This is a genomic window from Pseudomonas sp. Sample_20 (assembly GCF_004307585.1).
Classification (GTDB): Bacteria; Pseudomonadota; Gammaproteobacteria; order Pseudomonadales; family Pseudomonadaceae; genus Aquipseudomonas; species Aquipseudomonas atacamensis.
The window spans coordinates 144,284-158,852 of record NZ_RCOA01000060.1; the positions used below are offsets into that span (position 1 = coordinate 144,284).

The 14,569-nt window shown below is 60.7% G+C and carries 12 protein-coding genes; 3 read left to right on the plus strand and 9 right to left on the minus strand.

The window, feature by feature from the left end; all coding sequences use genetic code 11:
* Positions 1-138: 138 nt before the first annotated feature.
* Positions 139-495, plus strand: coding sequence for a hypothetical protein (locus D8U70_RS13690; protein WP_016772210.1), 357 nt, complete (start codon positions 139-141; stop codon positions 493-495).
* A 105-nt stretch (positions 496-600) separates the two neighbouring features.
* Entirely contained in the window at positions 601-1,227 is a 627-nt protein-coding gene (locus D8U70_RS13695; RefSeq protein WP_130929090.1) for a class I SAM-dependent methyltransferase, read from the plus strand.
* Position 1,228: 1 nt separating this feature from the next.
* Here the strand turns inward: D8U70_RS13695 and D8U70_RS13700 are convergent, their stop codons facing one another.
* The 4 genes from D8U70_RS13700 to D8U70_RS13715 form a co-directional block, all read right to left on the minus strand.
* The gene (locus D8U70_RS13700; protein WP_130929091.1) at positions 1,229-3,481 is read right to left on the minus strand and encodes a glycoside hydrolase; all 2,253 of its coding nucleotides are present in this window, start codon (positions 3,479-3,481) and stop codon (positions 1,229-1,231) included.
* 89 nt (positions 3,482-3,570) lie between these two features.
* Positions 3,571-6,633 (minus strand): efflux RND transporter permease subunit, encoded by a 3,063-nt coding sequence (locus D8U70_RS13705; RefSeq protein ID WP_071174048.1) that lies wholly within the window; start codon positions 6,631-6,633, stop codon positions 3,571-3,573.
* A complete protein-coding gene (locus D8U70_RS13710; protein WP_110644770.1) occupies positions 6,630-7,694 on the minus strand; it encodes an efflux RND transporter periplasmic adaptor subunit in 1,065 nt (354 codons plus the stop codon). Before D8U70_RS13710 ends, D8U70_RS13705 begins: the two co-directional genes overlap by 4 nt.
* Complete coding sequence (locus tag D8U70_RS13715) at positions 7,691-8,794, minus strand: efflux RND transporter periplasmic adaptor subunit (RefSeq protein WP_130929092.1); 1,104 nt, start codon at positions 8,792-8,794, stop codon at positions 7,691-7,693. The genes D8U70_RS13710 and D8U70_RS13715 overlap by 4 nt, the downstream gene beginning before the upstream one ends.
* 146 nt (positions 8,795-8,940) lie before the next feature.
* On the opposite strand from D8U70_RS13715, the gene D8U70_RS13720 reads away from it, so the two are divergent.
* A complete protein-coding gene (locus tag D8U70_RS13720) occupies positions 8,941-10,101 on the plus strand; it encodes an AAA family ATPase (RefSeq protein WP_130929112.1) in 1,161 nt (386 codons plus the stop codon).
* Positions 10,102-10,219: 118 nt separating this feature from the next.
* Here D8U70_RS13720 and D8U70_RS13725 read toward each other — a convergent pair whose 3' ends face one another.
* The 5 genes from D8U70_RS13725 to D8U70_RS13745 all read right to left on the minus strand — a co-directional run bounded on the left by D8U70_RS13725 (position 10,220) and on the right by D8U70_RS13745 (position 14,556).
* Complete coding sequence (locus D8U70_RS13725) at positions 10,220-11,092, minus strand: transporter substrate-binding domain-containing protein (protein ID WP_110644767.1); 873 nt, start codon at positions 11,090-11,092, stop codon at positions 10,220-10,222.
* Positions 11,089-11,871, minus strand: coding sequence for an amino acid ABC transporter ATP-binding protein (locus tag D8U70_RS13730; RefSeq protein WP_110644766.1), 783 nt, complete (start codon positions 11,869-11,871; stop codon positions 11,089-11,091). Before D8U70_RS13730 ends, D8U70_RS13725 begins: the two co-directional genes overlap by 4 nt.
* On the minus strand, positions 11,868-12,527 hold the full coding sequence (locus D8U70_RS13735; RefSeq protein ID WP_071174043.1) for an amino acid ABC transporter permease: 660 nt from the start codon (positions 12,525-12,527) through the stop codon (positions 11,868-11,870). The genes D8U70_RS13730 and D8U70_RS13735 overlap by 4 nt, the downstream gene beginning before the upstream one ends.
* Positions 12,508-13,173: an amino acid ABC transporter permease gene (locus D8U70_RS13740; protein ID WP_071174042.1), complete on the minus strand. Its 666-nt coding sequence runs from the start codon at positions 13,171-13,173 to the stop codon at positions 12,508-12,510. The genes D8U70_RS13735 and D8U70_RS13740 overlap by 20 nt, the downstream gene beginning before the upstream one ends.
* Positions 13,174-13,758: 585 nt before the next feature.
* Positions 13,759-14,556 (minus strand): MetQ/NlpA family ABC transporter substrate-binding protein, encoded by a 798-nt coding sequence (locus D8U70_RS13745; protein WP_016772222.1) that lies wholly within the window; start codon positions 14,554-14,556, stop codon positions 13,759-13,761.
* Positions 14,557-14,569: the final 13 nt, after the last annotated feature.

Here is a 14,569-nt window from a genome sequence, read left to right on the forward strand (position 1 = left end):
TGTAGCTAATCTCCGGTCGTCACTGTTTTGCGGTGACTGGATTCAGTTGTCCGGCCGGCAACTGATCCGCGTGCAGCCGCCGTCCTGCTCGTTTAGTCGCGAAATGGTTGGCTCCCACTTGAAGTCAGGAGTTTACCCATGGAAAAGAAACTTGCCGATCCGCCACTCAGCCTTACCTCAAGCAAGCGGTTCACCGAGGATTTGCTCAAGGATCGCTCTGCACTGTGCCGCGCCGTCGACTCACATCTGGCCGGCAATCAGGTCACGTTGGCTGGACAGAAACGCGTCTACAGCATCAGCGAAGATGTGACGCTGGAGGACGCCCAACTGTATGTTGCCGATCTGCTGCGCTGCGCTTCGGTGACCGTCCATCAATGCGGTGACCAGCTCGGGGGCGCGGATCGGGCCATGGTGTTCTCGGTCTGGCATCTGCTGGAAATGGCCAAGGCGATGATGGACCGCTCGATCGATTGTCTGGGAGCCAAGCAGCACTGAAGCCTGGCACCCATCGCCGCCTGCACTGGCCCCAGCGCAGGCGGCGTTTTTTTGCCGGTGAAAAAGCTTATAGTCCGCCCTCACACCGCCAATACAGCATCGAACATGAAGCAAACGCCCAGCGACCTCGAACAGATCACCGCCACTACCCTCGGTCACTACAACTCGGTGGCCGAGGATTTCCGTGAAGGCACGCGCGACCACGATGTCAGCCAGAACATAGAGGCCTTGCTGCGCCACATTCACGGTGAAGCACCTTTCACGATTCTCGATTTCGGCTGCGGGCCGGGCCGGGATTTGCAAACCTTCACGCACATGGGCCACGTGGCGATCGGCCTTGATGGCTCACAGGAATTCGCGCGCATGGCCCGCCAGGACAGCGGTTGCGAAGTCTGGCAGCAGGACTTTCTCAAGCTTGATCTGCCGGCCGAGCGCTTCGACGGCATCTTCGCCAATGCCGTGCTGTTTCATGTGCCGTTGCAGGTGTTGCCGCAAGTGCTACGGCAACTGCACGGCACCTTGAAACCGGGTGGCGTGCTGTTCAGTTCAAATCCGCGTGGCGACAACCAAGAAGGCTGGAATGGGCCGCGCTACGGCTCGTATCACGATCTCGAAGCCTGGCGCGGGTTGCTGACGGCGGCGGGTTTTGTCGAGCTGGAGCATTATTACCGGCCTGCGGGCTTGCCGCGCGAACAGCAGCCGTGGCTGGCGAGCGTGTGGCGCAAAGTCTGAATCAGGGCGCCGCTTGTACCTGATACTGGCTGTCGCTGCCGTCCGCTAACAGTGCAGTCATGCTGTGTCCCGGTAACGTCCGGCCCTGCCAGTTGCGTGGAGCGGTGTCGAAATTGGCCAGCAGTCGCGTGCCGTCGGCAAACGTCGTCTGCTGGACCAGGCGATCCTCGCTCAACCAGTCAAAAGCGGTCAGCGCTTGCGTCGCCAGACGTTCGTGCAGCGGACGAAAGAATCGATCCTGACGCACGATCAGCGGCAAGCGCTGATCAAGGCTGGCCGCACTCAGGTGGTACAGCGGCGGTACGTTGTAGAGCAACTGGGTGAGCTCGTTTTCCACCCGCACGTCGCTGAGTTTCAGGTTATCGAACAACCAGTGATGACTGGTGATGACAGAGCCGTGTAACACCGCCTGATACAGCGGTAAACGGCTGGCGGGGGCGAAATGAACGCGTCGGTAGTCAGCCTTCAATCGGGTCGGTTTGAAGAACACCGCAGGCTGCTCCGGTGGGTACCATTGGCCGACGAAAAAGTCCGCTGTGCCCGGCTGCTGCATGTCGCGATCGCCCCAACCGATCACTGGCGTCTGCATGCCATGTGCGAACAAGACCCCCTGTGCGGTGGCGGCATTGCCATCCTCGGAGCCGCTCGGCAGCTGCAACACTTCGTTGATCCAGCGCGATGCTGCAACGTTGCCCGCGGCATTTTGCGCCTGGGTCATCGGTGCGCCGGGACGATAACTGTCGAAGAGCATCCCAGCGGCATAGGCATCGAGAAACCAACTGTTGAACCCGGCAACCTTCTGGATTGCATCGATGCGCCGCTCAAGTAACGGTCGCACACATCGCGGATCGGTATAGTGACCGGACTGCTGAAACCCGCTTTTCAGCGCACCGTTTTCCTCCACGATCGCGCACTCGGTATTGGCCCGATCGCCGAGGTGCGCGGTGGTCCAGTCCGGATTTTCGTCCTCGCGCAGCGCGGTTTCATAGGAGTCATAGGGGGCAATCAGATACCCCGCAGAGACGGCGGCGCGCACCGCCTCCGGGTGCCAGAGTCCACCTTCCCAGCCCTCGCCGAGCCCAAGCCATAAACGCGAAAGTCCAGCGCTCTGCAAGCGTTCAGTGGTTCGTCGCGACAAGGTGCGCCCCCAGCGCGAAGGATCAGGCGCCAGCGTACCCTTCAGAACATCGGCCAACTGCTCGCGCACCTCAGCGTACCCGTTGACCAGCGCCTGCATGTCCGGCACCGCACGCGCCTGCCAGGTTTTGCGCGCCTGAACGTTCAGCGCGCGATTGAGACTGCGCAGCATCACAGTCTGTTGATAGCGATTGAGTACGGTCTCGCTGGCGAGCAACCGCAGCGCTTCAGCATCCATTGCTGCCCGAAGTTCACTGACCAGCACACCCGAGCCGCGCAACCGGGCAATCAGCAGCGGCCAGTTGCGCACATCGTCAGGGCCGAGCAGGTCGTTGCCCCATAGATAGACATGCGCGGCACCGATCAGCTTGGCGGCTTGCGGGGTCTTGATCAGCTTGTTCGCCAAGGTTTCATATTGATCGCTTTCGATGAGCCACTGCTTGTAGCGCTTGGCCCCGGCCAAGGGATCGAGAGTGCCGAGAAACAGGCTGAAGGTCAGCGGTTTTGAGGGTTCAAGCGATGTGAATCGATGCCGGGCCGACAGCCCCAGTGCATCACCATTGGCCTTGAAGCGCAGTTGGTTGTTGTAAGGGTTGGTCAGCAGCCAGTGCAGGCTGAAATTCTCGTACTCCATCCCCCAAAGCGGCAGGCTCAAGTCCTGGGTGGTATCGAGCGCGCCCTGCGCGAGCAGGAACTTCTGCCACACCCGGTCACCGTGCGGCACGTAGCGCCCTTCGGCAAGCGGCCAGATCAGCGCCTGGCCCATTGCACTGGCGGGCTGATGAATAAACTCGATTTGCGAGGGCGAGTTAGCCGTAATCGAAAACGTCAGGTCACGCTGGTCCAGGTCAACACTGAGCAACCAGCGCCCATCGTCCCATTGCCAATCGATGCGATTGCCGCGCCTGACCATGTCGCTGACCTTGTGCCGCAGCATACCGGCCGAGGCCTGCACCGGCGCAGCGCCGGCGGCTTCAACGCGCACCGCCAGCGTCGCAGGATCGACCTGCACCCGCCAAAGCTGGTTTTCCAGCAGCACTTCGGCCAGTACTGCCGGCGACAGGCTCAAGCCAGCGAGCAGCAACCATCCGCGTAACCAGCCGGAAACAGTCGACATGGCACGTCCCTCTTCGAATGAAGAAGGGACGTTAGCGCAGTCCACTCACCCTGTAAGTCAGACCTTTCCCAAAGATCGCAGGGGCTAGCTCACTGCGCCGGCTTTTCATCCTTCTGCGGTTCGCGAATCTTGTACCAGGCCACATACAGCGCCGGCAGAAACAGCAGCGTCAGCAGGGTCGCCACGACGATGCCGCCAATCATCGCGTAGGCCATCGGCCCCCAGAACACTTCGCGGGCGATCGGGATCATGCCCATGCTCGCCGCCGCTGCGGTCAGCAGAATCGGTCGGCGCCGGTGTTCGGTGGCTTCGACCACCGCGTCCCACGGCGCATAGCCTTTCTGCTCGAACTCATCGATCTGCGTCACCAGAATCACCGAGTTGCGGATGATGATGCCGATCAGCGCGAGAATCCCGAGGATCGCCACGAAGCCCATCGGCGTGCCAGTCGGCACCAGCGCCAGGACCACGCCGATCAACCCCAGCGGCGCGACACTGGCGACCAGGAACATCTTCTGCACGCTGTGCAACTGAATCATCAGGAACGTCGCCATGAGGAACAGCATCAGCGGCAGCACCTTGGCAATCGGCCCCTGGGCCTTGCCGCTTTCCTCGACCGTACCGCCGGTAGCGACTTTGTAGCCGACCGGCAGTTTCGAGGCAAAAGCATCGATCGACGGCTTGAGCAGTTTCACCAGATCGGTCGGCTGAATCTCGTCACGCACCGAGGCCTTGATGGTGATGGTCGGCAAGCGGTCACGACGCCACACCAGCGGCTGTTCCAGTTCATAGCGCACGGTGGCGAACGCCAGCAGCGGAATCGAGGTGCCGCTCGGCGTGACGATCTGCAGGTTCTGCAGGGTTTCCGGGGTACCGCGCTCGGAATCCACGGCGCGACCGACCACGTTGATCAGGTAGATATCGTCATCGACCTGGGTCAACGGTGAGCCGCTGACAATGCTGTTCATCAGGTTGGCCACATCTTCTGACGACAGTCCCAGTTGCCGCGCCTTGTCTTGGGCGATGTCGATGCGCAGGACTTTGCCGGGCTCGTTCCAGTCGTAAATGATCTCGCCGATGTGCGGGTTCTTGTCCAGTTCGGTGGCCAGGTCGATGGCGTGTTTGCGCACCTGATCGACATCTTTGCCGCTGACTCGATACTGAATCGGACGCCCCACCGGCGGGCCCATTTCCAGGGCCTGCACGTAGCTGCCGATGCCGACGAAGTCCTTGTGCAGCCGCTCGCGCAAGCGCTGACTCAACGCCTCGCGGGCTTCGAAATCCTTGCTGACGATCACCAGCTGCGCGTAGTACGGGTTCTGCAATTGCTGATCAAGGGGCAGGTAGAAACGGATCGCGCCCTGACCGATGTAAGTGCTCCAGCGCACGATGTCCGGGTCGCCCTTGAGCGTCGCTTCGAGCTTGTCCACCGCTTTGCGGGTTTCGTCGATCGAGGCGTTTTGCGGCAGGTTCAGGTCGACGAGAATTTCCGGGCGGTCGGAAGCGGGGAAGAACTGGTTCTGCACGAAACGCATGCAGAACACCGCAAGTACGAACAGCAGCACGGTGACGCCGATCGCCCACCAGCGATTACGCATGGCCCACAACAGACCGCCATTGAACGCCCGGCCAACGCGACCCGGCTCGGCATCGTGGGCCTTCACCTTGTCACTGAGGATGTGCACGCCGATCACTGGTGCGAAGAACACCGCGACCACCCACGAGACGATCATCGCCACGGCAATCACCGCGAACAGCGTGAACGTATATTCACCCGCCGAACTGGCGTTGAGGCCGATGGGCACAAAACCGGCGACAGTCACCAGCGTACCGGTGAGCATCGGGAATGCCGTCGAGGTGTAGGCGAACGTCGCCGCCTGCTCCTTGCTCTCGCCCATTTCCAGGCGCGTAACCATCATTTCCACGGTGATCATCGCATCGTCCACCAGCAGACCGAGGGCGATGATCAGCGCGCCGAGGGAAATCCGCTGCATGGTGATGCCGCTGTATTCCATGAACACGAAGACCATGGCCAGCACCAGCGGAATCGAGCAGGCCACCACCAGACCGGCGCGCACGCCGAGGCTGATGAAACTCACCACCAGCACGATGATGACCGCTTCGAACAGGGCGCTGGTGAAACCGCCGACGGCCTCTTCCACCACCACCGCCTGATCGGAAACGGTGTGCACGCCGACGCCGACCGGCAAGTCAGCGGTGAGCTGGTCGATGCGCTCGTGCAGCGCTTTACCGAATTCCTGAACGTTGCCGCCCTTCTGCATGGCAATCGCCAGGCCGATCGCCGGTTTGCCGTCGAAGCGGAACTCCGGTGTCGCCGGGTCGACGTAGCCACGGCTGATCTCGGCGATGTCGGCCAGACGATAGAAGCGATCGTTGAGTTTGAGATTGACCTCGGCCAGATCTTTCTCCGACTCGAACTGGCCCGAGGTGCGCACGGAGATCCGCTCCGGCCCCGCCTCGATCACCCCGGCCGGAGTCACCGCGTTCTGCGATTGCAGGCTCTGCACCACCTGGCGCTGGTCGATACCTAACGCGGCAAGTTTGCGCGTGGAGAAGTTCAGGTAAATCGTTTCGTCCTGCTGGCCGACCATTTCGATCTTGCCCAGCCCCGGCACGCTGCGGATTTCTGCGCGCGCCTGTTCCACGTAATCGCGCAACTGGCGCATGGTCAGGCCGTCGGCGGTGAAGGCGTAGACCGAGCCGTACACGTCACCGAACTCATCGTTGAACCCCGGCCCCTGAATGCCCTGGGGAAACTGGCCGCGAATATCGTCGATCTTCTTGCGCACCTGGTACCAGATTTGCGGAATGTCCTCAGCGCCGGTGGTGTCGCGCAGGTACACGTACACCGTCGATTCGCCGGGGCGGGTGTAGCTTTTCACGTAGTCGAGGGAATCGAGCTCTTCGAGTTTTTTCTCGATGCGGTCGGTGACCTGCTTGAGGGTTTCTTCCTGGGTCGCGCCCGGCCATTTGGTCTGGATCACCATGGTCTTGATGGTGAATGACGGGTCTTCTTCGCGGCCGAGATTGAAGTACGAAAACACCCCCATCAGCAGCCCGACGAACATCAGATACCACACGAAAGACTGGTGCTTGAGGGCCCATTCGGAGAGGTTGAAAGAGCCTTTCATTGACTGTCCTCGTCAAGTTTTACCGATTGTCCGGGTTTGAGACTGTTGACGCCGGCGCTGACCACGCGCTCGCCATTCTGCACGCCACCGGCCAGCACCACGCTGTTGTCGCCACGGCTGACCACGCTGACGTCGCGCGGGTTGACGGTTTTGTTCTGCGTGTCGATCACCCAGATGCGGGTTTTACCGTCGGCTTCCTGCAACGCCGTCAGCGGCAGTTCGATGCGCGGTTTGATCGCCGAGCTGAGGGTCACGCTGATCGCGGTGCCGAGGCGGAAACCGTCCGGCGTATCCGACAGGGTCAGGCGCGCGCGACGGGTGCGTGTGGCGCTTTGTGCCTGGGGTTCGATTTCGCGAATGATCGCCGTGGTGTTGATGCTCGGGTCGAGTTGCGCAGCCACCGAGAACACCACGTCGCTGGGCAACTGATCGACCAGCGTATCAGGCAGGTCGATCACCGCTTCCTTGATGTCCGGTTGTGCCAGCGTCACCACTTGTTGCCCAGCGGTCACCACTTGCCCGGCTTCGGCGTTCCACGCGGTGACCACAGCTTTGTGATCGGAGCGCAGCTCGGTGTAGCTCAGTTGATCCTTGCTCTGGCTGACCGCCGCGCGTGCCTGATCAAGCGAGGCCTGAGTGGTTTTCAGATCGGTGTTGGCGACGTCCAGTTGCGCCTGGGCACCGACGCCGCGATCAAACAGCGCTTGCTGACGACGTGCATTGGCCTGGGCGTTGATCAGTTGCGCCTGGATTCTCGCCAGATCGCCCTGCGCCGAACGTAACTGGTTCTGCTGGTCGGACGGATCGAGGGTGGCAAGCAACGTGCCCTTCTGCACCTCGGCGCCGACATCGACGTTGCGACTGGCGATGCGTCCACCGACGCGGAAACCGGTGTTGCTCTCGTAACGCGCCTGAATGCTGCCGGCAAAGCGCCCGAGGCTTTCTTCGTTCAGCGCTTTGACCGTGACCGACAGCACCGGACGTACCGGTTCCGGCGGCGTTTCCTTTTCCGAGCAGGCGCCCAGCAGCAGCGCCATGCACAACAGGCCGAGGCGCTTCATGGCTGCGCTCCCGGTTGCAGATCCTTGTAGGTGTTTTCGGCAATCTCGACTTTCATGCCGGGGTGCAGCAACTGGCCGCCGGCGACAATGACTTTCTCGCCGCCCTTGAGACCTTCGCTGATGATCACTTTGCCGGTCAGGTAGCGACCGACCGTGACCGTATGCAACTGCGCCTCGCCCTTGTCATCGACCAGCCATACCGCCGGGTCGCTGATGTTTTTCGTCAGCGCCGACCAGGGCAGTTCCACCGCCGATTTGCCGGTGCCCTTGGCGGTGGCACTGACCACCGAGCCGAGCTGCATGCCCGGCGGCAGTTTGTCGAGGCTGACCTTGACCTGCACGGTGCCCGATTGCGCCGACACCGACGGCGTGATCTCACGCACGGTGCCGGTGGTTTTGATCTCGGGATTGTCGAGCAGGCTGACCACGATCGAGCGATCGGACGGACGCTCGGCCAGCAGCGATTCGTAGACATTGAATACCGCGTCGCGGTCGCCATCGCGGGCGAGGCTGAAAATCGGCGCGGTGGCCTGCACCACTTGGCCGACTTCGGCCTGGCGCTCGGTGATCACCCCGGGTGCATTGGCGATCAGCGCGGTGTAGCTGAGCTGGTCCTTGGCGTTGGCCAGCTGCGCCTGCGCCGCGCTCAATGCGCTCTGGCTGCTGCGCAGCGCGGCTTGTGCCGAATCGTATTCGCTCTGGCTGGTGTAGCCCTTGGGCAGGAGTTTTTGCTGACGCACGAAAGCGGCTGCCGCTTGCTTCACGCGGGCCTGTTCGGCGACGACCTGGGCCTGAGCAGAATCGACGTTGGTCTGCAGATCTTTCGGATCGAGTTTGGCCAGCACCTGCTTGGCGGTGACACGGTCGCCGACATCGACCATGCGCTGGATGATCTTGCCGCCGACGCGGAATGACAGCTGGGTCTGCACCCGCGCCTGCACATCACCGGTGAGGGTCACCGCGGCGGCGTAGTTGGCCGGTTCGACCTCTTGCACAAAGACCCGTGGCAAGTATTCCTGAGCAGGTTTCTTGTCGCCGCATGCGGTGAGCAACGCCATGGCGCTCACGGCCATCAGCACTTTCAATCCGGGACCCGCCATGCACACTCCTTGGCCTTAAATGCTGCTGTCGAGACGATACGACTTCAGAGCTTAGAACAGGGTTCCACGGTTGCGGACGCCAACACCAGATTTATCTCATTAAAGGTATGCTGCCCGTGTATCGCAGTGACCCGGAGAAGGATTTCATGCTCAACACTCTGGCGGTGGCCAATTACCGCTCGATCAACAAACTGGTCATTCCGCTCGGGCGCCTGAACCTGATTACCGGGCCCAACGGCAGCGGCAAGTCCAACCTCTACCGCGCGTTGCGCCTGCTGGCGGAAACCGCCCAGGGCGGCGTGGTCAATGCGCTGGCGCGTGAGGGCGGGCTGGAATCGACGTTCTGGGCCGGGCCGGAAACCATCAGCCGACGCATGCGCAACGGTGAGGTGGCGATCGAGCCGACTGTGCGCCACGGCGTGAAAAGGTTGCGCCTTGGGTTCGCCGGCGAGGATTTCAGCTACGCCATCGGCCTGGGCCTGCCGGAGCCGAGCACTTCATGCTTTGCCCTCGACCCGGAGATCAAGCGGGAATGCATCTGGGCCGGTCCGGTGTTCCGCCCGGCAAGCCTGCTGGTCGATCGCAACGGTCCGATGATCCGCGCCCGCGAAGGTCGCGCCTGGGATGTGCTGGCACAACACACGCCGAATTTCGACAGCCTGTTCGATCAGGTCGGCAATCTGCGCAGCTCGCCGGAAGTGTTCCAGATGCGCGAATTCATCCGCCGCTGGCGCTTTTATGATCACTTTCGCAGCGATGCCGACGCGCCGGTGCGTCAGCCGCAACTGGGCACTCGCACGCCCGTGCTGCACCACGACGGCCGCGATCTGGCGGCGGCCTTGCAGACAATTATCGAGATTGGCGATCCGCAAGCACTGAGCGCGGCGATCAGCGATGCGTTTCCCGGCGCGCGGCTGAATATCGCATTGTTGGCCGGTGGCCGTTTCGCTATCGAGTTTTATCAGGAAGGCTTGTTGCGACCGCTGTCAGCGGCAGAACTCTCCGACGGCACCTTGCGCTATCTGCTGCTGATCGCCGCCCTGCTGACGCCACGACCGCCATCGCTGATGGTGCTCAACGAACCGGAAACCAGCCTGCACCCGGACCTGCTGCCGGCGCTGGCACGGCTGATCATTCGCGCTTCGGAGCAGTGTCAGGTGTGGGTCGTATCCCATGCACGGCGTTTGATCTCGGCGTTGCAGGAAGACCCGCAATGCAATTGCATCGTGCTGGAGAAGACGTTGGGACAGACCGGGATCGTCGGGCAGCGGGTGCTGGATGAGCCGGCGTGGCATTGGCCAGACTAGCCCATTCGATCGTTCCCACGCTCTGCGTGGGAATGCAGCCCGTGACGCTCTGCGTCACTGGACGCGGAGCGTCCATGGAGGCATTCCCACGCAGAGCGTGGGAACGATCAACAGGCAATCACCCCTGCCACTTGCCCCCTTCAACAATCACACTCTCAGGCCGGGTGTCATCACTCAGCTCTTTGCGCACATATTGGTCATACAGCTTGAGCAGGTATTTCTCCTCGCCCAACCTGGCCAATTCGCTGTTGACCCAGTCACGCAACTCGAGGTTGCCCTTCTTCACCGCCGGTGCAATCGGCGCCTCGGCACCCAGTTTTTCCTCCAGCACGCGATAGCCCGGGTTCTGCTTGGCCCAGCTGAACAGCACCAGATTGTCCTGCGCGTAAGCATCGCCACGACCATTGGCCAGGGCTTGCAGCGACTCGGAGTTCTTTTCGAACTTGAGCAGTTTCCAGTCCGGATGGTTTTTGGTCAGCCAGATATCCGCGGTGGTGCCGGTGGTGACAATCGTGGTGCGCGTCGCCAGATCATCGAGTCTGTTCACCGAACTGCCCTGCGGCACCAGCGCCTGCACGGCCACCTTGAGGTTCGGGTTGGTGAAATCCACCGCTTCCTTGCGCTCCGGGGTGACGGTCATGTTGGCGAGGATCAAGTCGACCTTGTCACTCTGCAGAAACGGAATACGGCTGGCAGGCTCGACGGCGACGAACTCGACCTTAGTTTCGTCGCCGAGCAGGTCCTTGGCGAAGCGCCGGCCAATGTCGGTGTCGAAGCCGACGTAACGCCCGGCCTCATCGACGAAACCGAACGGTGGCTTGTCAGTGAAGACGCCGACAATCAGTTTGTCGCGGGCCTTGATCTTGTCCAGATAACCGGCCGGCGCGGTGTTTTCGCTGGCGACTTTCGGCTTTGACGGCTCTTCGGTTTTACCGCAACCGGCAAGCAAGGCGAGGCTGAGCAGGGGCAGTAACAAAGCGGCAGTTTTCATAGCGGTTCCAGTTCCTTTTTCGGATTCGTTTCTGGCGATGTTGCAACGAAGGAGAATTTCTCCAGAAACTGCTGCGCGCGTGCGGTTTGCGGGTTCGTAAAGAAAATCTCGGGTGGGGACTGTTCAAGGATGCGCCCGGCATCCATGAACACGATGCGGTCGGCCACCGCGCGGGCGAAGGCCATTTCGTGAGTGACGATCAGCAGGGTCATGCCTTCGCGAGCCAGACCCTGAATGACTTGCAGCACTTCCTTGACCATTTCCGGGTCGAGGGCGGCGGTGACTTCGTCGAAGAGCATGACCCGTGGATTCATGCACAGCGAGCGAACAATGGCGATGCGTTGCTGCTGGCCGCCGGAGAGCTGACGCGGGAAAGCATCGCGCTTGTCCAGCAGGCCGACACGCTCAAGCAAGGCTTCGGCCTGCTGCTGCGCTTCGCGACGCTGGCGCTTCTGCACCTTGAGCGGGCCGAGCAGCAGATTGTCGAGCACGCTCATGTGCGGGAACAGGTGATAACTCTGGAACACCATGCCGATCTGCTGGCGAATTTCGCGCCAGTCAGTGGCCTTGTCCAACAGCTCTCGGTCGAGGAATTTCAGGCTGCCGCTGTGGGCCTCTTCCAGACCATTGAGGCAACGCAGCAAAGTACTTTTGCCGCAACCGCTGGGTCCGAGAATGACCACCACTTCGCCGCTCTGCACTTGCAGGTCGATGCCATCGAGCACCTGCTGCGCGCCATAGAATTTGTTGAAACCGTGAAACTCGATCAGTGCGCTCATGCTTGCGTCCAGCGCCGCTCCAGCACGCGCGAAGCGGCCGAAAGCGGGTAGCAGATGAAAAAGAAAAACAGGAACAGCGCACCGTAGATCAGTACCGATTCATAGGTGCGCTCGATGATCTGCTGACCGACCTTGATCACATCGACGACGCCGATCAGCACCGCCAGGGAACTGGTCTTGATGATCCGCGTATAGACGTTGATGGTCGGCGGCGTCATGCGCTTGAGCGCTTGTGGCAGCAGCACGTAGCCATAGAGTTGAGCTGCATTGAGGCCGATCGACAGCCCGGCTTCACGCTGTCCGCGCGGCAACGAATGCAGCGCACCGCGCGCTACCTCGCCAACTTCGCTGGCGCCCCACAGCGACAGCACCAGCACCGCGCACCAGAAGCTCGGCAGGCTCAGGCCGAAGAAAATCGGCAGACCGAAGAACAGCAGATACAACCAGACCAGCACCGGAATTGCCCGGAACAGCTCCAGATAGATGCGCAGAATCGCGTTCAGCCACGTGACGTTCAACGTGCGCAACACACCGTAGAACACACCGCCGATCGTGCTGATGGCGATGCTCAGAAACGAGATCGACAGGGTTTGCCCGGCGCCTTTTGCCAGTTGCGGCAACGACACCCAGAGCAGTTCAAGACCCGAACTGGCCATGCTGGAGCCTCCTTTCCAGACGGCTGAGCAACAGCGACAGCGGCAAGAACAGCAACACGCAGATCAGCGTCAGCACGGCGAGCATTTCGTAGGTTTTGTAATAGAGCGCGATATAGCTCTTGGTGGTGTAGAGGATTTCCGGCACCGCCACGGCCGAAACCACGGTGGTTTCCTTGAGCAGGAAAATGAAATTGGCGAACAGTGACGGCAAGCTGAGGATCCCCGCCTGCGGCAGGATCACATAGCGCAGCAACTGGCCGTGGGACAGGCCAATCGACCGCCCGGATTCCAGTTGTGCCTGGGGCACCGCATCGACGCCGGCGCGCAGCACTTCGGTGAGGTAGGCGCCGCCGAGAAAAGTCATGGTGATGATTGCCGCAGTGAAACCGGAAACCTGGATCCCCACTGCCGGCAACGCGAAGTAGACGAAGAACAGCTGAATCAGCAACGGCGTGTTGCGCGCCAGCTCTACGTAGAAGCCGACCAGTTTTTGCAGGTATGGCGTGCGAAACACCAGAATCGTCGCGTTGAGCAGCGCGACCAGCAGCGAAGTGGCGATCGCAATCAAACCGACCTGCAGAGTCACGCCGACGGCTTTGAAAAAAGCCGGCAGAGTGCTGAGGATAAAGGCGTAGTCCAAAGTCATGAAGCGTCCTGACGCTGCTTGGTAAGCGGCAATGATGCAATCCATGGACGGCGGATGGCCGTCCGGCAGGCACTGACTTTATAGGTATAAAAACCATAATTTAAATACCTTTAAAGCATATTGATATCACCCAAAAAACTATCCTGTGGGTTTGCCGGGAACGAATAAGACGGCTATTTTTCTTTGCGCTGTAGGACGGATCTTTTTTTCACGAAAGACCTCCAAGGACCCACAGCTTTTGGCCAGACTCTCCGGCCCATTCACCACAAGGAAGAAAGACATGGACGTAAAAGTGCCGCAGCGGCTGGATCCGCAGGACATCTTGAAATTGTTGAGGGCGTTGCGCCGGGCGTTGAAGACGCAGGTGGCCTGAGCCTTTGATCGTTCCCACGCGCAGCAAAGGAATGCAGCCCGGGACGCTCCGCGTCCCATTAAGAGCCGAACGCGGAGCGTCCGATGAGGCATTCCCACGCAGAGCGTGGGAACGATCTTTTCAACGGCTTGAAACGCACGCAAAAAAACGCCGATGACCATCACTGGCCATCGGCGTTTTCACGTCTGAAGCGGATTTACTCAAGCGTCAGATCAGAACGCCGGCAACACCGCGCCGCTGTACTTCTTCTCGATGAACGCTTTGACTTCCGGGCTGGTCAGGGCCTTGGCCAGTTTCTGGATCGCGTCGCTGTTCTTGTTGTCCTCACGGGCCACCAGGAAGTTCACGTACGGCGAGTCGGCGCCTTCGATCACCAGCGCATCTTTCTGCGGGTTGAGCTTGGCTTCCAGCGCGTAGTTGGTGTTGATCATGTCCAGATCAACTTCTTTCAGAACGCGCGGCAGCAGGGCCGATTCCAGTTCCTTGAACTTGAAGTTGTGCGGGTTCTTGGCGATGTCTTTCGGCGTTGCCAAAGCGTTTTTCGGATCTTTCAGTTCGATCAGGCCGGCCTTTTGCAGCAGGATCAGCGCACGGCCGCTGTTGCTGCCTTCGTTGGGGATGGCGATGGTCGCGCCGTCCGGCAGCTCAGCCAGAGTCTTGTACTTGCTCGAGTATCCACCGAACGGTTCAACGTGGACGCCCTGCACGGTCACCAGGTACTTGGATTTGTCATCCTTGTATTTACCCTGGTTGAAGCTGTTCAGGTACGGCAGGGTCTGGAAGTAGTTGGCGTCGAGACGCTTCTCGCCGACCTGTACGTTCGGTTGCACGTAATCGGTGAAGACCTTGATTTCCAGATCCACGCCTTCTTTGGCCAGGGTCGGTTTGATCAGCTCAAGGATTTCAGCGTGGGGCACCGGCGTTGCGGCAACTACCAGTTTCTCGCCGGCGTTGGCGAAAGAAGCCGTTAGAGCAGCCGCCAATGCGGTAAACAACAGAACCTTTTTCATGCAGTGTCCTTAT